The 18683-nt window shown below is 67.7% G+C and carries 21 protein-coding genes; 12 read left to right on the top strand and 9 right to left on the bottom strand.

What is annotated here, in order from left to right; all coding sequences use genetic code 11:
• Window positions 1-42: 42 nt before the first annotated feature.
• A complete protein-coding gene (locus ACMCNO_RS07945; RefSeq protein WP_412748750.1) occupies window positions 43-816 on the top strand; it encodes a hypothetical protein in 774 nt (257 codons plus the stop codon).
• A gap of 88 nt (window positions 817-904) precedes the next feature.
• Here ACMCNO_RS07945 and ACMCNO_RS07940 read toward each other — a convergent pair whose 3' ends face one another.
• The 3 genes from ACMCNO_RS07940 to ACMCNO_RS07930 form a co-directional block, all read right to left on the bottom strand.
• On the bottom strand, window positions 905-1498 hold the full coding sequence (locus tag ACMCNO_RS07940; protein ID WP_412748749.1) for a hypothetical protein: 594 nt from the start codon (window positions 1496-1498) through the stop codon (window positions 905-907).
• 519 nt (window positions 1499-2017) lie between these two features.
• Window positions 2018-2617 carry a hypothetical protein gene (locus ACMCNO_RS07935; RefSeq protein WP_412748748.1) on the bottom strand — a complete coding sequence of 200 codons (600 nt, stop codon included), beginning with the start codon at window positions 2615-2617 and terminating at the stop codon, window positions 2018-2020.
• Window positions 2618-2977: 360 nt separating this feature from the next.
• Window positions 2978-4396: an AAA family ATPase gene (locus ACMCNO_RS07930; RefSeq protein WP_412748747.1), complete on the bottom strand. Its 1419-nt coding sequence runs from the start codon at window positions 4394-4396 to the stop codon at window positions 2978-2980.
• A 140-nt stretch (window positions 4397-4536) separates the two neighbouring features.
• Between ACMCNO_RS07930 and ACMCNO_RS07925 the strand changes: the two genes are divergently transcribed.
• The 3 genes from ACMCNO_RS07925 (at window position 4537) to ACMCNO_RS07915 (ending at window position 6141) form a co-directional block, all read left to right on the top strand.
• Window positions 4537-5274 (top strand): VOC family protein, encoded by a 738-nt coding sequence (locus ACMCNO_RS07925; RefSeq protein ID WP_412748746.1) that lies wholly within the window; start codon window positions 4537-4539, stop codon window positions 5272-5274.
• 165 nt (window positions 5275-5439) lie between these two features.
• Window positions 5440-5703, top strand: a complete 264-nt coding sequence (locus ACMCNO_RS07920) for a hypothetical protein (RefSeq protein ID WP_412748745.1) — start codon at window positions 5440-5442, stop codon at window positions 5701-5703.
• 177 nt (window positions 5704-5880) lie between these two features.
• Window positions 5881-6141, top strand: coding sequence for a hypothetical protein (locus ACMCNO_RS07915; protein WP_412748744.1), 261 nt, complete (start codon window positions 5881-5883; stop codon window positions 6139-6141).
• Between the two features lie 199 nt (window positions 6142-6340).
• Here the strand turns inward: ACMCNO_RS07915 and ACMCNO_RS07910 are convergent, their stop codons facing one another.
• Entirely contained in the window at window positions 6341-6694 is a 354-nt protein-coding gene (locus ACMCNO_RS07910) for a VOC family protein (RefSeq protein ID WP_412748743.1), read from the bottom strand.
• A 146-nt stretch (window positions 6695-6840) separates the two neighbouring features.
• Between ACMCNO_RS07910 and ACMCNO_RS07905 the strand changes: the two genes are divergently transcribed.
• Together ACMCNO_RS07905 and ACMCNO_RS07900 are read left to right on the top strand one after the other, a co-directional pair.
• Window positions 6841-7446: a YdeI/OmpD-associated family protein gene (locus tag ACMCNO_RS07905; protein ID WP_412748742.1), complete on the top strand. Its 606-nt coding sequence runs from the start codon at window positions 6841-6843 to the stop codon at window positions 7444-7446.
• Window positions 7447-7592: 146 nt separating this feature from the next.
• Entirely contained in the window at window positions 7593-8213 is a 621-nt protein-coding gene (locus ACMCNO_RS07900; protein ID WP_412748741.1) for a hypothetical protein, read from the top strand.
• A 143-nt stretch (window positions 8214-8356) separates the two neighbouring features.
• Here ACMCNO_RS07900 and ACMCNO_RS07895 read toward each other — a convergent pair whose 3' ends face one another.
• Window positions 8357-8638, bottom strand: a complete 282-nt coding sequence (locus tag ACMCNO_RS07895; protein ID WP_412748740.1) for a hypothetical protein — start codon at window positions 8636-8638, stop codon at window positions 8357-8359.
• Here ACMCNO_RS07895 and ACMCNO_RS07890 point away from each other — a divergent pair.
• The 3 genes from ACMCNO_RS07890 (at window position 8637) to ACMCNO_RS07880 (ending at window position 11859) form a co-directional block, all read left to right on the top strand.
• Window positions 8637-8795, top strand: a complete 159-nt coding sequence (locus ACMCNO_RS07890) for a hypothetical protein (RefSeq protein WP_412748739.1) — start codon at window positions 8637-8639, stop codon at window positions 8793-8795. The two genes, ACMCNO_RS07895 and ACMCNO_RS07890, sit on opposite strands and share 2 nt — an antisense overlap.
• Window positions 8796-9077: 282 nt before the next feature.
• Window positions 9078-11393 (top strand): pre-toxin TG domain-containing protein, encoded by a 2316-nt coding sequence (locus ACMCNO_RS07885; protein WP_412748738.1) that lies wholly within the window; start codon window positions 9078-9080, stop codon window positions 11391-11393.
• A 7-nt stretch (window positions 11394-11400) separates the two neighbouring features.
• Window positions 11401-11859: a hypothetical protein gene (locus ACMCNO_RS07880; RefSeq protein WP_412748737.1), complete on the top strand. Its 459-nt coding sequence runs from the start codon at window positions 11401-11403 to the stop codon at window positions 11857-11859.
• Between the two features lie 373 nt (window positions 11860-12232).
• Here ACMCNO_RS07880 and ACMCNO_RS07875 read toward each other — a convergent pair whose 3' ends face one another.
• Together ACMCNO_RS07875 and ACMCNO_RS07870 are read right to left on the bottom strand one after the other, a co-directional pair.
• The gene (locus ACMCNO_RS07875) at window positions 12233-12496 is read right to left on the bottom strand and encodes a hypothetical protein (RefSeq protein WP_412748736.1); all 264 of its coding nucleotides are present in this window, start codon (window positions 12494-12496) and stop codon (window positions 12233-12235) included.
• Between the two features lie 451 nt (window positions 12497-12947).
• Window positions 12948-13508: a hypothetical protein gene (locus ACMCNO_RS07870; protein WP_412748735.1), complete on the bottom strand. Its 561-nt coding sequence runs from the start codon at window positions 13506-13508 to the stop codon at window positions 12948-12950.
• A gap of 149 nt (window positions 13509-13657) precedes the next feature.
• On the opposite strand from ACMCNO_RS07870, the gene ACMCNO_RS07865 reads away from it, so the two are divergent.
• The 3 genes from ACMCNO_RS07865 to ACMCNO_RS07855 all read left to right on the top strand — a co-directional run bounded on the left by ACMCNO_RS07865 (window position 13658) and on the right by ACMCNO_RS07855 (window position 15738).
• Window positions 13658-13846, top strand: coding sequence for a hypothetical protein (locus ACMCNO_RS07865; RefSeq protein WP_412748734.1), 189 nt, complete (start codon window positions 13658-13660; stop codon window positions 13844-13846).
• Window positions 13847-14021: 175 nt separating this feature from the next.
• Window positions 14022-14822, top strand: a complete 801-nt coding sequence (locus ACMCNO_RS07860; RefSeq protein ID WP_412753651.1) for a carbon-nitrogen hydrolase family protein — start codon at window positions 14022-14024, stop codon at window positions 14820-14822.
• A 169-nt stretch (window positions 14823-14991) separates the two neighbouring features.
• The gene (locus tag ACMCNO_RS07855; RefSeq protein ID WP_412748733.1) at window positions 14992-15738 is read left to right on the top strand and encodes a PP2C family protein-serine/threonine phosphatase; all 747 of its coding nucleotides are present in this window, start codon (window positions 14992-14994) and stop codon (window positions 15736-15738) included.
• A 214-nt stretch (window positions 15739-15952) separates the two neighbouring features.
• Here the strand turns inward: ACMCNO_RS07855 and ACMCNO_RS07850 are convergent, their stop codons facing one another.
• Both ACMCNO_RS07850 and ACMCNO_RS07845 read right to left on the bottom strand, forming a co-directional pair.
• A complete protein-coding gene (locus ACMCNO_RS07850) occupies window positions 15953-17245 on the bottom strand; it encodes an MFS transporter (protein WP_412748732.1) in 1293 nt (430 codons plus the stop codon).
• Window positions 17242-18678: an NAD(P)-binding domain-containing protein gene (locus ACMCNO_RS07845; RefSeq protein WP_412748731.1), complete on the bottom strand. Its 1437-nt coding sequence runs from the start codon at window positions 18676-18678 to the stop codon at window positions 17242-17244. Before ACMCNO_RS07845 ends, ACMCNO_RS07850 begins: the two co-directional genes overlap by 4 nt.
• Between the last annotated feature and the right edge of the window lie 5 nt (window positions 18679-18683).

Raw genomic sequence — 18683 nt, 5'->3', positions numbered from 1 at the left:
TCCGCCCGGAACGCGCCGGACGCAGCCACCGTCGAAGCCACCATGCGTATCTGGGGTCTGGCCCTGCTGGTGACGCTCGGCGGCTGCGCCGCTGCCGGTGAGCCGGCCGCGCCCGCGGCCACGCACTCCCGGGCGGTCGCGCCCGTGGACTGCGGGACGTTCGTGTTGCGGCAGGTCGACGAGCCGGGCAGCCGGCTGCCTGCCGCCGCCCCGCAGTGCCTGGCCGAGGCAGTGCGGACGAGGCAACCGGCGCGCCTGAAACTGACTCGTCCGACCGACGAGGGCGACCCGATTCACGAGACGTACGAGTCGGACGCGACCGGACGGGTACGGGTCACGCTCGACACCCGGGACGACAATTTCGGTCCGCGAGCGGTAACGACGAAGATCTGCACCGGCATGGCCATCGACCGTGAGTGGTTCGAGTTCCACAAATGCGACCCCGGCGTCGCCGGTCCCGGTTATGTGGATACCCACTGGCGCCTGACCGCCGTGACGGACGGCCGTGGCACGACCAAGATCCCGGCATCTGTCGACGCGTGGCTCGAGCTGACCGTCGATGGCGAGTTCCACGCTGCCGACTCCGTCAACGCGATCAGCGGGAAGTTCGGCACCACCAGCGTCGGCTTCGACGTCACCGACACGGTCAGCAGCGCAGCCGGATACATCGGGAACGACCCCGTTCAGTTGGCCGCCATCGCCGGGGTCGGCGCGTTGGACCACGTCACGGTCGTGTCGGCGGACCGCGAACATCTGACCGTTCAGGCCGGCGGGGCACGGCTCACCTTCGTCCGGGACGGACCCGCCAGCAGGTAGCCGCGCCCATCCACCTCCGCGGCCGCGGCGATGCGGACGCCCCACCGCCGGCAAATGCGTAGCGCCGATTCACTGTCCGTTCGATGGCCTACTCGATGCCGGTCCGGTACTTCATCGCACCGACCTTGGTGCCGAACATGAAGAACAGCGCGATGAAGACCCGGATCTGCCCGCCGAGGTCCAACGGCTCCACCGCCGCGGCGACGTCGTCGGCATCGAGGTCCACCTCGCTGGCGGTCCGCTGGTTGAAGATCGCCTTCGCGACATCGTGTTCGCGATCGGCCAGTTGGACCGCCGGCTGAATCGCCCGCAGGTCGAACTCGTCCGGCAGCGGCAGGCGGACCAGTTCGTCGGGGTAGCGCGCCGACATGATCCGCATCGCCGTGTTGACCACATGGACCGCGACCGACGGTCCCATCCCCAGAGTCTGGATCAGGCCGGTCAGCTCGGCGAAGGAGACGACGTCGTCCTCGATGCTCACCGGGGTGGTGATGTCGGTGTCCACGCGCTCCATCGCGAAGGCGATGTTCTCCAGCACCTTGCCCGCATCGATCAGTATCCGGTCACCGTCGTCGATGCTCGCCCGCGAGTGGTACCGGTCGATCAGCTCACCGACCTGCTGATCCGTCTCGTCGCCGCCGGACTCCCCAGACCCGCCAGGCTTGCTGTGGGACCACCTCATGCGTCACCTCACCCTTGGTGAATGCGTGGACACGATCCGACTGCCAGTGTGCGCCGACCCCCTGACGTTTTCCGGATCGTCGTGCATCGATCAATGGCCTCCCAGCCCGCTGAGGTGATGAGCAGCGGGGCTCTCGCCTTGATAAGAGCACCGCTGTGGTGGGGCCGTCATGACTCGGTGACCCTGACAGCCGGCGGCCGACTTGAGATTGTTGGTCATGTCTGAGCACTGAGCTGCCCAGACGCCGCCAGTGGTGATCAACGCTTGTGCCGACAGTCGACACACGACCGAGTGCGCCGGTACAGGCCGGCGTCCAGTGCCCGTCGGGTATCTCCTGACGGCCCGCGTGCCCTCTTCCAGCCGATGAGCGGACAGAGGCATTTCACTCGGCAAGTCCAACGCGGACCTTGATGCCCGGACGGCGGGGCGCTGCGAGGCAACGTTTATCCGCCCCGTCCTGCGGTGGTGCCCGGCAGCCTTCGACGGCACCCCAATGGGGGTAGGCCGGGGGCTTACATGTCAGGAGGCTGCCGTCTGGCCGGTCACGGCGGGTTCCCCGGCAGCCGCTTGTTCCATGCGACGCGCGTGGCGCAGTCCCAGGAACCCGAGTGCCAGCAGGATCACCGCCCCGATGAAGGCGCCGATGGCTGCGTAGCCTGCGATTGTGCCCATCGTCGCGAACGCGGCCCCGTAGAGGAGCAGACCACGCAGGGTGCTGCCCTGGAACAGGGTGTTGCGCAGTCCAGCCAGTTGTTCGCCTGCCGGGCTGGCCTTCTGCTCTGGAGTCATCGCGACGTACTGGCCGCTGATCGCGGAGTACGTCTTGCCGCCGGAAGCCGCGTTCATGTGCGCGAGGATGTAGTGATCCGCGTACGCCTTGGCTTCCGGCCCGGTGTCCATCGGGCTTCCGGCGTAGGGCTTCAGCGCAGCCTGATCGGCTGGCGGAAGTGCCTGTAGGGCGGCGCCCTCGGGCATCGTGATGTCCTGCGCGCTGAGCTGTGCATCCACCTCGTTCCCGATGTAGATGTACGCGTAGGTCAGCAGTCCCCCCGCTACGAGAAGGAAGGCCGCCAACAACACTCCGGTCCACGAGATCAACTTGTCGAAAGACGCACGCATAGCCGGGTCTCCCTGGGTGCATATCGGTGGAAATACCCCACAAGGACGTTACACCTCGACGGGTATCGGCTACCTCAACTTGGCTATGCCCAAGTCGAGGGACCCAGACCGCCGGGCAGGTTCCTTGCCATGCCGGCGCTGGCAGCCGCGATCCGCTCGGCAGGGCGCTGGGGTAATCGTGTTCCCGCCTGGCGACCGGCAATCTGCCAGAGTGGATGATCAGAGGGCAGGGCCCCGACCCGCTCGATGACGTGGCGCTGCACTCCTCGTCACGCCGCTGGGGCGGGTCTCGTCGCGGTCGGGGCGATCGTCACCGGGTCCGAGATCCTCAGGACGGCTCGTCGGCCAATACGACGATGCTCATCGATCTCGATCGCGAACTTGGTGTTGCTCGGGGTCGCCGGCGCCAAGTAGCGAGCGCGTGATGTTCTGCGCCTCGTCAAGCATTTCCTGGGCGGCGTGAGTGAGGTCGTCGTCACTGGCATCCCGCTCGGCCTCGGCGGCGATCAGCACGGCGCGGCGCACCAGTTCCTTGATGAAGGAGGCGGTCATGCCCTCGGCCTGGGACGCGACCTCGTCCAGCACGGCGGGCGAGAACGCGATGCTACGGGCGTAGCGAGCCAGAAGCAGGCGGCGGGCACTCTGGTCAGGTAGCGGCACCTCGACCGCCAGATCGACCCGGCCGGGGCGCTGGGCCAAGGCGGGTTCCAGTACATCGACCCGGTTCGTGGTCAGCAGGAACGCCACGTCGGCGTCGTCGCTGAGCCCGTCGAGGGCCTCCAGCACCTCGAAGAGCAGCGGCTGGGCGCCTGGGCTGAAGTCGCGGTTCTCCGCCACCAGGTCGCAGTCCTCAAGCACTACCAGCGCCGGTTGCAGGGCACGGGCCATCCGGACGGCCTCGGAGACGAACTGGATCGACGGGCCGGACAGCAGCACCACGGTCAGGTCGGGCAGAGCGCCGAGCAGGTAGCGCACGGTGTGCGTCTTTCCGGTGCCGGGCGGGCCGTAGAGCAGCAGACCGCGCTTGAGATGCTGGCCGGCCGCGCGCAACCGGTCGCGGTGGCGCGCCACGCCGGCGACGTGCCGTTGCAGTCGGTCGAGCACGCCGGCCGGTAGCACGATGTCATCGGGCGCGAGTGCCGGACGCTCGTGAAAGGTGATACCACCGACGCCCGGCTCGAAGTCCGAACCCCCCATGGTCAGCACCTGGCCGCGCAGCACTGACCGGCGCACCATGAGCTCGTGCACCTCGGCAATCAGCGCCGCTGCGACCCCGGGCGCCGGGCTGAGGATCTCCATCCGTCCGGTCGCGGCGCCGTAGCGCGGAGCAGCGGCGCGTTGCAGCACGACAACCGGGCTCTCCGCGTACGAAAACAGGCGAAGGCCGAACGAGACCGCCTCGCGGGTGCACTGCGGGCCGGCCGCGACGCTGGCGTAATCCACCGCGCCGACCGGGAACTGCTGAAACCGACCGGCCATTTCCAACAACTCGCTGAGCGAGTGATGGTTGCGCTGCTCACCGCCGCCGATACCGAGCAGTCGCGCCCCCGGGTCACGTTCCTGAAGCTCGGCGAGCGCCACATCCAGATCGACGAACCTGTAGGCCGGCACCTCCTCGGTAACCACCGCGATACCCCGTGGGTCCGCGTCAAGATGCCGGTGCAGCACCGGCGCGAGGGCACGGTCGTCCTCCCCCTCCGCACGCTCCCGATGGTTCGCCACCACCTCGTCGAGGAACGTCTTGAAGGCCGCGATGAAGTCCTGCGTGCGCTGGTCCATGCCGAGAAGTTAGCGAAGATCGCTCACACCCAGGTCTGATTTCTGCGCCAGATTCTCTACGTGCCCTGAGGAGGAGCACGCCCCAGCCGAGATCAAAGCGGCTGATCTTGGTGTGCCGGACTGTCGCTAGCATCGTCGGCATGGCAACGCGGCTTGTTCAGATCAACATGAAGGCTCGGGACGATTCCGCGCTGGGCGGTTTCTGGGCGGAAGTACTCGGCTGGGGAGTATCCAGCGAGGGACCCGGCGTGACCAACCTCGAACCCGAGGGCTTCGTCTACCCCGACCCCGTCGCCGTCTGCATCGACCTCGTCGCCTCCTCAGAACCCAAGACGGTGAAGAACCGCGTGCACGTCGATCTCGCCACCACCTCGGCGGCCCATCAGGCGGAGACGGTCACGCGCCTGAAGGATCTCGGCGCCACACCCGCCGACGTGGGCCAGGGCGACGTCCCGTGGACGGTCATGACCGACCCGGAGGGCAACGAGTTCTGCGTGCTGGACTGGCACGACCCGATCAGCGACACCGGACCGATCGCCACGGTCGTGGTCGACTGCGCGGATCCACGAGCCATGGCCCGCTTCTGGGGCGAAGCCATGGACTGGACCCTGCACAAGGTGACCGACCACCACGCGGTACTGCGCTCCGCCAAGGGCGTCGGCCCATATCTGCAGTTCCTCCGCACCCCCGACCTAAAGACCGTGTGGAACCGCGTCCACCTCGACATCCGCCCGTACCCAGGTGACGACCGAGAGGCCGAGGCGGCCCGACTGCAGACCCTCGGCGCCACCATCATCGACCTGGGCCAAAGCGACGTCCCCTGGACGGTCCTCGCCGACCCGGAAGGCAACGAGTTCTGCCTCCTCGCCCCAGGCTGACCCAAACCCTTCATCCACCCGCCGGCCAAGGCACGGTCAGCCCTGGGGTGAGAGCAGATCAAGGCCGCTGCCTACGCCTTTCGCTTTTTGGCGCACTTGTCGTGGCGCGGACGAGCGTAATCCGGGATAGCCTTGCCGTATATGGCTACCTATCGCAGCGCCTCAGTGCTTCTCTCATCGGACGGCACCAGGACCCCTGGCACCGCCGCACTCTTCGCCGAGCCCGCCCGCAGGGGTGGGACCCGGCCGTGGGCAGGCGACTTCCGACCCGCCAACAGTGCCGGCAACGGCCCCAAGAACGCGGTCGGGAAGACCTTTACGTTGGAACTGCCCGACGGCAGCACCGGCAAGGTCGTGGTGCAGAGCCTCAAGAGCGGGAAGGGAGGCGTCGTGCTGGCGTTGATGGGCGAGGACGCACCCCCGTTCTGACCAGGAAACTGAGCGCCGCCGACGCCACGCTCTGGAGACGGCTGGCATGCGACCTGCCGAAGGCCCTGCGGTCGCTGGTTGTGCACGGAACAACACCATCCGCGGCTACGATTGGGCCATGCAGAACCTTCTCGGATGTGGTGACGCGTGTCTTCATTGCGTCGGCGGGGACATGAAATGACCGCCGGCCCGCAGGTGATGTTCGTCGTCGAGTACCCGTGTGACCGGTTCTGCCGCGTCGAGGTTGACCTGAGCGGTGAGCGTGGCCAGCTCACGCTGCAGCAGATGCGGGAGAAGGCTGACGGACAGCACCAGCGGATACACGAACCGGAAGTCGCCGAGACTGACGTCCCGATCGTCGGTGGGGAGGCGACGGGGCGCCCTGCGGCGACCGTGTTCCTCTCCGCTCCTGGACGGGGCGGTGACCGGCGGCGGTGAACCACGTTGTCTCCGATGCATCAGGGCCATCAATCGCAGCGCTGGCGTCGAAGACAATTAGCGCGCCCTGACCTGCGGATGGGCATTCTCAGCGCCCCATCAGCCCGCTGAACTGCCCGCCACCGGTCTGAAATCTGCTCCCTGAACGACTCTCGAGATACCAGCACCAGCGAACGCCGCCACACCCCGCCGGAGCCGGTTACTGAGCGAGCGCGGAATCCTTGGGCTGCGCAAACGCGATTGAGTTGCCATCCGGATCTTTGATCATGATGGTGTCGACCCGATCATTCCGCGTGGGCACCGCGTCGGGTGCAATCCCCGACCCGTGCAGGTGCTGCACGGTTTCGTCGATGTCGGTCACGATCAGCGTGCAGGAGCTGCCCCCGGCGCGTTCGGGCGCGTTGTAGATCTGTACGCCACCTCCACGCTCCAGTTGCCACTCGAAGACCTCCGGCATCGGCCGGCTCCCCGGACCAAGCAACTTCTCGTACCATTCGGCAGATGCTTCGAGGTTGCGAACGGCGACGCTCGCGAACGCATTAGCAATGGTCATGCCTTGTCGGTACCCCAGGCGGGGCATGGCGTAACGCCCGCTTCACCCCATCAGTCCCAGGCGCCTCCGCCATTCGGCAGCCCGGCGGGTCCGGCTGGCCAAACAGGCAGAGGCTGAGGCCACGTCGCGTCGGTTAGCCTGCCGTCATGGCGAGCGCCGAGCTGGATGAGTTGATCGTCGCGGACGCCGAGGCGCTGCGCGCGTGGTTGTCCGCCAACCACGACACGTCGCCCGGCATCTGGCTGGCCCTGACCAAGAAGGGCGGCATGGTCACCACGCTGACCTGGCAGCAGGCGGTCGACGAGGCCCTGTGCTTCGGCTGGATCGACGGGCAGGCCCGGAAACGGGATCAGGAGACCTCTTGGATCCGGTTCACCCCTCGTAGACCCCGCAGCTCCTGGTCACAACGCAACACCGCTCACGTGGCCCGGCTGGAAGCACAAGGGCGGATGCTGCCCCCAGGCCGCGCCGCGGTAGACGCCGCGAAAGCGGACGGGCGGTGGGCGACGGCCTACGCCCCGCCGTCGGAAGCCGAGGCACCGGCCGACCTCCTCGCCGCCGTCGCCGCCGTCCCGGCCGCCCAAGCCATGTTCGACGTACTCACCAAGACCAACCGGTTCGCTCTCATCTACCGCGTCAATGCCGTCAAACGGGCGCAGACCCGCGAGCGAAAGATCGGCGAGTTCGTCGCCATGCTGGCCCGCCACGAGACGATCTACCCGCAGAAGGCCAAGCCTCCGAAGTCGCCCTGATCGGCACTGTCCAAATCAAGTGCACTGATCTGCGCTCGCCGGCCCGGCGGCCCTCGTCAGCGCGACCACCGACACCTACAGCCTGCGCTGCTACCTGGCCAAAACCTCAGCCGGGTCGTCATCGTGCTCGATCGCAGAGCGTCAAGGTGAGCAGGAAGCGCCGCGGCAGTTGGCGATCACGTCGTATCCAAGAGGACCTGATCGTCGGCCTGATCCAGCTGCTGCTGATGACTGTCGCCGCACTGTTCGGCGCAGTGGTGGCACGCCGGAGCAAGACCACCGCCCCACGCATCTTGGGCGCCGTCTTCGCCCTGTCCGGTGTCGCGGCGCTACTGATCGGCCTGGCCAAGCAGCAGCCGGCGGTCAACTTGGCGGGCTTCGTCGCCGGTGTTGCCGTACTGCTGGCCACCGTGTTCGCGCTCACCAAGCTGCCGCGCCCAGCGGTGGTGGCCGCTGCCGTCGTCGGTGGGATCATCGCGCTGTACGCCACCTCGGTGACTATGGTGCTGTCCCTGTACGGCCCCGAGGTCGCCCCACGCGAACACGCCTGGCTTTGGCCCATGGCGGTCATGGGATTTGCCCGCAACGTCGACCACGGCGCCCTGGCCGATCCCGAGAGGGGGTGGCCGCTCTGGGTGGAGCTGAGCATGGCCATTGGGCCGCTGGCGATCCTGCTACAGGTCACTGCCGCGCTCACCCTCACATACACGATCCAGCGTGGCCGCGCGGCCACCGCCGCCAGCCGTGAACTCGCGACTGCGGGTTAGTGAAAGGCACGCGGTTTGGAAGTGCGCGAGGATCGCCGCCCCTGCGGGGCGGCTTACCGGCCACCGCACCGCGCCGCGCGAAGCACGCCTTGATCTAAGTACAGAGAAATTCGGCAATACGTGGCGCGCAATGGTGTCCTCCGTCAGGTGATGCGCGACAGTCGTCCGCCAAGTGTTCTGCGACGGTTGAGAGCGCGGATCGCGGCTTGAACCGGACGCGCCGCCAACACCGCGTTCAACCGGATCGGGCCTACCGGTTCGACGGCCCTCGCCTGGACCTCAGCCAGCGCAGCACCGCCCACACTACGAACGCCGTAGCGATCACCGATAGCAGAAGCGCCACCAGCAATACCTGCAGCCATACCGGTACCACCGGCGGTCCCTGACTCCGCAGCAAGGGGCGCCAGGCGTTCCACGATCTTCATGCCGAGAAGCTACAAGGCCAGGTCACCGCGGGAGAAACAGCACCTCCGAGGCGACACCAGACCCGACTTCCATCGCGGCCAGGCCGAACCGGGTCAGGAACTCGTGGGGTCGCCGCTGCCCTGCCTGCTCGGCTACATCGCCGTGCAGAGCACCTGACGTCATGCGCATTGACGGCATGTGAGTGCGGTTGCTGGTGGTCATCGGTTGCCTGCAGCGTCACTCGGTGCGTGAGTGCTCTCACAGGATCATGACCGAACCGCGAGTCGTTTCTACCCGCCGGTAGCTTCGGCGGTCGATCACGTGGGGAGAAAGATCGTTGTGAGAAGACTATTTGTCGCGTCAGCGTTGGTGCTGGCGCTCGTGGCCGGGTCGCCGGGGATTGCTGTGGCGTCGCCTGCGGCTCGTGCCGTAAGTGCGGACGCGGCGGCGCAGCCGAGTATGGCGGGGCTGCAGAAGTGTGTCGATGACGTTGTCGCGCCGGGCGGGAACGCCGACTCCGACACGTGGCTGCAGAAGCTGGGGCGGCTGAGCAAGTTCCGCGCATGTGCCGAGGCCGCGGGTTTCCCGATCTCCGCTGCTCTGGAGTGTGTGGACAAGTCCACGGGCGACACGTTGTCCGCCCGGTACGAGCAGATCAAGCAGTGCCTGATCGAGACCCAGCGTTCGGTGGGCGTGGCGGCGATGGAGTTCACGCTGTCGGGCTACACCATGGACGTCTTCCGGGACAGCCTCCCGGAGCTAAACGCCGACGCCGCCGAGCTGGTCGCGGACATCCGGGACGAGATGACCGACGGCCAGCAGAACAGCGTGACCCTGAAGGGGCTGCTGGACCAGCAGGCCAAGGTCACTGATCCGGCCACGATCGTGGCGGGGTTACCCGAGGCGATCGCGCAGTACACCGCGTGGATGACGGATTCCCAGAACGTCGTGGAGGGCTGGCGCGAGGATCTGCAGGATCGCTATGAGCGGTTGCAGGGCGTCGTCGAGGCGATCCGGTACGCCGTTGGTGTTCTCGCCGACCTGCGCGACAAGATCAAGCAGCAGATCCCCTCGCTGGATGCGCTGGTGCAGAAGGCGACCGACGCGATCCAGAAGTTCAGCACCGTCCTCGGCCAACTCAACGACATCTACGAGACGCTCACCCAGGCCGCCTCCGACGCCACCCGCCTGATGGACGAGATGAACGCCAGCCTCGCTGAGGCGAACCGCGGCCTGGACAAGATGAACGCCGCAATGGGGCAGGTCAACCGCGGCCTGAACACGATGAACGAGGGCATCGCCGGGGCTAACCGCGGCATGGACCAGTTGAACGGGGCAATCGCGGGCTGGATCCGGAATCTGGATCGGATGAACGCGGCCATCGCGGGCGCCAACCGTGGCATGGATCAGATGAACGCGGCCGTCGCGGGGATGCCCAACATCACCAAACTGTTGGGCAGTGGCGTCTCCCTCAAGGGGTTCCTGGACAACGTTGCGGACCCGAGCGTGGGTCTGCCCTCCCCGGAGCAGCGGTTGCAGCAGCTCAGCGAGCAGCAGCAGCGGGACGCCGGAATGTCGCTGATTCTCGACCTCATGCCCGGTATCGGCGACGCCAAGGGCGTTGTCGAGGGCTTCACGGGCAAGGACATGGCCACCGGGGAGCAGCTCAACGGCGTCGAGCGTTCTCTCGGTGCGTTGTTTCTGCTGCACCATGTGAAGTCCCTGGGCAAGGGCGCCGACGTCGTGCGCGGCACGGACAAGTTGAACAAGGCGTTCGGGTCGCTGCGCAACGCGAAGGGCGCGGTGACGGCGCTGCGTACCGGCGGTAAGTTGCCGGCGGGGTGGACCACCCGGCGGCTCCCGACTCCGCCGGCGGGCAAGGCCGCCAGGCCGGGGGTGACCTGGACGGAAGCGGTCTACAAGGACGGCGGCCGGCTCGTCTACACCAGCGACGGCGGCATTTACGTGGCCACTGATGAGGGACTGGAGTACCTGGGCAGCCGCAAGCTCAGCCCCGTCAAGGAGTCCTGCCTCAACAGCTTCCGTGCCGACACGCGCGTCCTGCTTCCCGGTGGCCGCACCGCGGCCATCCAGGACATCCAGCGGGGCCAGGAGGTGCTCGCCGGTAATCCGGGCACCCACACCACCGTTGCCGCACTCGTCAGGGCCACCCCCACGCACGTCGACACCGTGCTGACGGACCTGACCCTGGGCGACGGATCGGTGTTGCACACCACCGCCCAGCACTGGTTCTGGGAACCCCTCAAGCGGACCTGGGCACAGGCAGCGGACCTGACCCCAGGCACCGCGCTGAGCAGCCCCGGCGGCATCAAGACAAAGGTACGCAGCGTCCACACGTTCACCGGCGCCCAACGGATGTACAACCTGACCGTCGCCCGCCGGCACACCTTCTACGTGCAGGCTCAGGGCACACCCGTGCTCGTCCACAACTGCCCGATGAAGCGGGCTCCCAAGGTCCTGCGCGCCGTCAAGCTTCCCGGGCGGATGGAGGGAGTGGACATCAAGCACATCCGCGACGGTCACGTCAAGGGCGGTAAAGACGTCAAGCCGGACAAAGGTCTGTGGCCGGACGACGTCACCGACGCCGAGATCAACCGGGTGGCGAACGAGGCTTTCCGGAACAACCGGGGGCCGATCGGATGGGATTCAGAGACCCGGATGATCCAGGCGCAGGCCCGGGTGGGTGGAAAGCTGTATGAGTTCATCATCAATAAGGACACCGGAGTCATGCGAACCATCTATCCCAAGAGGTGAAGCGGACATGGCCACCACGTCGATAGCCTGGCACATCACCAACTTCTGTTTCCCGAGGTCTGCCGACGGCATCATCACCGCTGATGTGTGGCTCACTCTTGGCGGCATTGACTACCCGGTCGAACGCTGGTCGGACTTCGCCATTTCCGTGGTCAGCTCGGCCGTCACGGCGTACACCGAAATCGCCAACGGGGAGAACGAGGCGTGGTCGTACTTCTTCGACGGCTCCTACTACCTGTACTACCGAAGGACCGAGGCGGACGAGCCGACGGTCTACATCGAGGCGAACTGCGATCGAGATGAGGACAACCCGGTCTCGATCGCGGTCGGCGAAGTTCCTTTGGAACAGCTCCGGACCGCCTTGGCGAACGTCGTGCAAGAGATACTGACCGCCGTTCGGGGCAAACCGTACACGGAGAAGGATGTGGAAATCATGGACCGCAAGATGGCGGACCTCAACGCCTGAGGGCGCACCCAGCCTCCAGCGCCGCAGCCTGACACCGACGCGGGCGGGCAGCGAGTCTCAAGCTCGCTGCCCGCCCGGGGCGCATCTATGTGGAGGTCACCCGGCAGGCCCAGCGATCGACGACCGACGGGCTCGGTTATCTGTTCGAGGGCTGACGCTGGGGTCAGGAAATGGGGTCGGGGCCGATCTGAAGAGATCGGCCCTGATGAGTTTCGCTGATGCGCCGCGTAGGACTCGTACCTGCAACCCGCGGATTATGAGAAGATCGCAGATTGCCGGTCTCGCCCTGGTGTGGCTGCTCGGACCGCCTGCGGCTGTCGGCGGCTGCCGCCCGTCGTCAGCCGCCTTGGCTGTACCGGTGGCTGTACAGCCATCAGTCCTCGTCGCCTGCCTTCGCGTGCCTTTCTCGCTCGCGGAGCCGCCGTACCCGACGGAGGTACTGCCCGGCGTGGGAGCGCTGTGCGTCGTCCAGCGCCTGCGCGTCCGGGTCCGGGTCCGCGGCAGCTTCGTAGTACGAGACCTCAGCCGGGTCGGCGTCGTGCGCGATCAGCCGACCAAGCGCCTCGGCGTCCTGGGCGAGCGGCGGCCTTTTGGCAGTCCCCTCCCGCCAGAGGTGCCCGCCAAGATCGTCCTCCATCACGCTGCAATGATAGATCCCGGCCGTGCACAGGCAATCAGTTTGCAAGATCATCCGGACTGTCATCGTCTACCCGATACGCCTGGTCACTGGGGTGTTGTGATGCCCGTTAGCGACCCGTCAGGGAGACGGCTACCGGCATGGGGATGGCACGCGGCGCCCCCGGCTCCGGCCTGGCCCGCCCGGCGGATCATTCAAGCCGGGGGACTTGAACCAAAGGCGCGATCATGGAATGCGGGCGGTTCGGAGTGGCCGTGAGCTGCTGTTCCTAATCGTCGCCTGCCGTTGGCTGACAATGCCTTGTGGGCTCGCGTGGTCCCGATGATCTTGTAGGTGCCCCTGCAGCACACCTCGGCGCACTTCGTCTGACACACCGACCCACCTGCCAGCGCGGCTCCGGACGTCCAGCCATGGGTTCGAGCCCTGACGACCTCGTTTTAGAACGAGGTCATCAGGGCTGCGACGTGGGACCTAGGGCGTCCCACCAGCGCGGGTGATCGATGTCCGGGGTATCTGGCTGGGCAAAATGGAACGGGACGCTGAGGGCGGCCGCGATCGCCTGGCCCTTCTCCGTTGCCTCTGCGGCCTCTGGCCACGGTGGGACCTCACCGCGGAACAGACGAATGTCGCCACCCCGCCGGATGCCAGCCAGCCCGACCTGGTCGAAGCGATCATGATGTTGGCTCGGCCGCTCGACGATCGCCATCAGGCACACATACCAGCCGAACGAGTCGCCGTCCCAGGCTGCTTCAATGGCGACCACCGGGTCAGGGATGGCTTTCGCCGCTTCGATCATCTGTGGCAGGTCCACTTTGGGTTCCGGCTCGACCAGGCCGTGTTCAGTGAGCCACGCAAGGCGCTCCATCACCATGCCCTGGGCGTCATGTATGCCAGGCCTTGGCTCTATTCCACCCTCGTCGCGCACCAACACGATCGCTTCGATGATTCGACGGCGTCGCAGCTGATCGTCGATGCGCTCCCGAACCTCCGGCGGCAACTGCAGCCACATCATCCTCACCCCCGTCGACTCGCCAACCCAGCGTCACCTTTTCACGCCCCAGAACTGTCAGCTTGGGAACCGCATTCCAGCGTCCCGCGTCGTCGGGCACCTCGACCTACAACGGTCAGGGGCCCATGGACGCCAACCTCTACGCTGAGGTGGTGAACAACTGGTTGAACGTCGCCTACCTGCTGGTGTTCTTCGGCCTCATCGTGGCCGGGCTTCTGCTCGACCTGACCTGGTGGACGGGCGTCCTCGTGGGGACCGCGGCGGTGGCACCCATCATCATTGCGGATGTCGTGCTGACCCGGCGACGGGCGCGCTCCGCGGCCAACAACCGCGCCGCGTAGGGGCCGCCCGAAAATCGGAAGGTCGGCGGTTCGACCCCGCCCTGCCACCAGCGCCCAACCGGGCTTCCGAAGCGCCGACCAGCGAAAACGCAGGTCGGCGCATGCGTGTGCCAAGCAGCTAGCTGAACGTCGATGGCATGGAGGTTCGGCAATAGTTCAGGATGGCCGGGTGCAGATGACGATCGTGGTCGCCCAGGTTCCGGCCGGATGGAACGTAGAGACCAACCTCAACACTGTGCGGGAGGTTCTCAGCGAGACACGCACGGGTGACGTTGTCCTCTTGCCCGAAGGAATGCTGTCCGGCTATAGCGAGGATCTGGCACCGCTGGCCGGGCTGGAGCCCGCGGCAGTGCACGACGCCGTCGCACAGGTGGCTCAGCTCGCCGAGCAGAAGCAGGTGCAGATCTTTTGCGGATCGCTGCTGCCGTGGGATGACGGTTGGTGCAACGCCGGTCTGTTCTTCCCGCCCACCGGCGACTACCAGGTCTACCGGAAAATCAACCTCGCGATGAACGAACGTGATCGACTGCGCCCCGGCACCCACCTGCCGACCATCGACATCCCGCAGCCAGACGGGAAGGTTACCGTCGGAGTACAGCTCTGCCGCGAGATCCGCTTTCCGGAGCAGTGGCAGTACCTGGCTTCGGCGGGAGCCCAAATGTTCGTGTACCTCACCAATGCCGCCAACACCCGCGAAGTCGATGGCGTCTGGCGCAGCCACCTGATCAGCCGGGCGGCCGAGAATCAGCGCTTCCTCGCCTCCGCCAACATCGCCCATCCTGACCAGCACTGTCCAAGCATGGTGGTGTCTCCGCGAGGCGAGGTGCTCGGAGAACTTCGTCCGGGACAGCCCGATCTGCTACGGCACACCATCAACCTGAACGAGGTCGCAAGCTGGTACCTCGGGCAGCGCCGCCAGGACGTGCTCTCCCTGGCATACCGGGGAAGCGAACCGTCGGCGACGCGGCGCGGATAGCCCGGGGACCCAACCACATGCGATGAACTCGACAGACCCGTACGTTGGCCGCCTCGGGTAGTTGGCAGGCTTCCAGGTCTGTCGCGCATCAGTTGGCGGAGCACATCGGAGGCGATGCGGAGGCGGTTGGTCGAGGCGGTTTGGTCGAGGCGATTAGGAGGCGAGTCAGGTGGAGATCACCACGGTGACGTGGACGATCGGAGGACAACGGTTGACCGCGGCTTCGGGCAGCGTTGTCGGTAACCGATACAGCGACAACTACGACGTGGTGCACCTGGATGGCACCCGGCCGCTCGCGGTCGTCGCGGACGGGATGGGCGACGGTCCGGGCAGTCTGGCCGCCGGACGTACCGCAGTAGACGTCTTCGTCCGGCACGCCCCGGCCGCCGAGACGGCGGGCGCGCTGCGCGCCGCCGTGGCCGACGTGCAGCAGGCGGTACGCAAAGCCGGCCGCGGCCTGCCCGACCTGACCGGGTGCACGCTCACCGCATTCGTCGGCGATCCGGCCGCGGGTGACAGCGCGGCCTGGCTGGTGCAGTTAGGCGACTCACGGGCCTACCGGCTCCGCAACGGCCTGCTGGAACTGCTCACCATCGACCACACCCTGGCCTGGATCGGCACGATGAACGGCCGGTTCACCCCGGACTCCCCACAGGCCCGCGCAGCCCGCTACCGACTGACCCGGTACGCCGGACATCCCGACACACCGGAACCAGATCTGCTCAATGTCGGCCTGCACGGCGGAGACCTGTTCCTGCTCTGCACCGACGGGATCTCCGACCAGGTGAGCTACGAACGCCTGACACAGGTGCTCACCTCAGAGACAAACCCAGCCGCGATGGTGGAGACCCTACTCGGCGACAGCCTCCTGATCGGCGACGACAACGCCACCGCCGTGGTCGTACGGGTGGACTGAATCAGACCAAGCGCGGCACGGACCGAGACGCAGAGCGCACCATCAGCGGCAAATCAGTACAGCAGCTGGCCCCGCTGATCCAGAGCGAATCGGTCCCGTCCTTCTCGGTCGTACGAGACGGCTCGCTGCGAAACGCAGGGTCTCGCCAACGGCCGCTCCCGGCGAGAGGAAGCAGGTCTCGGCAAGCGTTGGCACCGGGGTAACTGGCGACCGATCAGCCATGGGTTCCAGTCGGTGGTGGCAGCACATTGAGGGCGCGGTCGGCGGTGCGCGGCGAGCTTCGTCCCAGCCGGGCGATACCGGCCGCGGCGACCGCGCAGCCGAGTCCGATGGTGACGAAGACTGCCGGGTAGCTGCCGGTGCTGTCGTGCACCGCCGCCGCGCCGAGCGGGGCGAGGGCCCTGGCGATGATGACCGGCACGGCGAGTGCGCCGGCGAGGGTGGCAAAGCCAGCGGTGCCGAACAGGTGGGTGAGCAACAACGGCCGGGCGATGGTGGCCACGCCGAAGCCGAGCCCGAACGCCACGACCGCGGCGACCGCTCCGGCGACGGTGGCGCCGATCAGGGGAAGGGCGGCCGCGGCGAGAGCTTGCAGGGCAAAGATGGTGGCGACCACGACCGTGGGCGGGAGCCGGCGCTGGGCGGCGGTGGTGGCGAGCCGGCCGGTCACCGACAGCAGCCCGAGCAGCCCCGCGATGCTCGCGCCCACCGCAGCGGAATGACCCAGCTCCACCAGGTATGCGACCAGGTGGATGGTGAACGCCGACAACGCGGCAGCGTGCGCCACGAACGCGACGGCGAGCAGCACGAACCGGCGGTCATAGAGCACCGTACGCATCGGACGGTGCACCGTCGGTGGCGGATCACCGACGCCCGCAGCGGTCGCGGTGGGACGGCGGACGAACAGCGCGTGCAGCGGAATGGTGACCACGCCGTGCGCGACGGCGAGGATCAGCAGCGCGATACGCCAGCCGTGCGCGGCGACGAGGTAGCCGGTCAGGGGCAGGAAGATCGAGCTGGCGAAGCCGGCCACGACGGTGACGGCAAGCAGGGCGGTGGCGCGGGTTCGCGGGTCGGGGAACCAGGTGACGACGACGGCGAACGCCGGTTCGTAGAGCATCATCGCCCCGGCCAGGCCCACGCCGATGAGGGCGGCGTACAACTCGGGGAGGCTGTCGACCCGCGACCACGCGGCCACGAACAGGGTGGCGAGGACCGAGCCGGTGGTCATCAGGACACGTCCGCCGCGGCGGTCCAGCCACCGCCCGACCGGTACCGCGGCCACGGCACCGGCCAGCACGGAGGCCGTCATCGCCGCGGTGACAGCGGTGGTGGAGGCGTGCAGGTCGGCCGCCATCGGCAGCAGCAGAACGGTGAAGGCGTACATCTGCACGCCGTAGCCGACGGTCTGCGTGACCGCGAGCGCCCCGACGATTGCCCAGCCTCGGCGAATGCCGGCGCCGCCCCCGACCGGTGTGGTGGGGGCGGCGCCGGCGGCGGTGGTCATGCGCCGCAGCAGCCGCCGGCCGCCTCCGCGCCGGCCGGCACAGCGGTCACGGTCAGTGGTGCGACGAGCAGGCCGCCGCTGATCCCGGTGGCCAGGCCCCGACCCGGTGAGGCCGTAACCGTCGCGGGCTCACTGCCGCAGCAGCCACTCTCGTCGGCACCGGGGAGTTGGTCGTCGGCGACGAGGTTGGTGGAACACACCCCGGTTTCGGGCAGCTCCAGCTGCACGTCGCGGGCGGCGCTCCAGTCCCCGGCCAGGGCCGCGGTGATGGAGCGGACCTGTTCGTATCCGGTGGCCATGAGGAACGTCGGCGCTCGGCCGTAGGACTTCATGCCGACGGTGTAGTAGCCGGGTTCGGGGTGGGTCAGCTCGTCCACCCCGTGCGGCGGGACGGTGCCGCAGGAGTGCTCGTTCGGGTCGATGAGCGTGGCCAGGGCACGGGTGGACTCCAGGATCGGATCGAGGTCCAGGCGCAGCTCTGCGGTGATGGTGTGGTCGGGCCGGTAGCCGGTGGCGACCACGATCCGGTCGACTGTCACCCGCTGCTCGCCACGGTTCGCGTCGCGGCCGGCCACGGTCACCCGGCCGCCGTCGACCTCCAGGCGGTGGGTGAAGAACCCGGTCAGCAGGGCGATTCGGCCGGCGGTCACATGCTCGCGCAGCCGGCTGCCGAGCGCGCCGCGGGCGGGTAGCGCGTCGGCGTCCCCGCCGCCGTAGGCACGGTCGGCGTTGCCACCGCGGATGGCCCAGGTGACCTGCGTGCCCGGCTCCGCCTCGGCCAGGGCTGCGAGGGCGAGCAGGGTGTTGGCGGCGGAATGGCCCGCGCCGACCACGAGGGTGTGCCGGCCGGCGAACCGGTCCCGGTCGGCGCCGAGCACGTCAGGCATGGACGCCTCGACGAAGCTCGCGGCGTCGGTCTCGCCGAGGGCGGGCAGACCGGTGGCGCCGAGCACGTTCGGGGTGCGCCAGGTGCCGGAGGCGTCGATGACCGCTCGGGCGGTGATCTCGGTGCCGTCGGCCAGCCGGACGAGGAACGGCGCGGTGTCGCGGCCGACTGTTCGGACCCGGTCCACGCCCAGTCGGGCGAAACCGACCACGCGCGCGGTGTAGCGAATGTGCGGGGCCAGGTCGGCCAGCTTGGCGAGGGGTTCCAGGTAGTCGCCGGCGAGGTCGGCGCCGGTCGGCAACAGCTCCGGGTCCGGCGCGGCCCACCCGGCGGCGTCGAGCAGTCGGCGGGCCGCGGCGTCGATGTTGTAGCGCCACGGACTGAACAGCCGCACGTGCCCCCACTCGCGGACAGCGGCGCCGGCGCTCGCACCGCCTTCCAGGACGACGAACGGCAGGCCCCGTTCGTGCAGGTGCGCGGCAGCAGCGAGGCCCACTGGCCCGGCGCCGACCACCACGACCGGCAGGTCAGATGGTTGCGAAATCATTGTGG

Source organism: Krasilnikovia sp. M28-CT-15 (assembly GCF_047159595.1).
GTDB lineage: Bacteria > Actinomycetota > Actinomycetes > Mycobacteriales > Micromonosporaceae > Actinoplanes.
The sequence above is the reverse complement of the archived record's forward strand: the minus strand, read 5'-3'. Positions and strand labels throughout refer to the sequence as shown.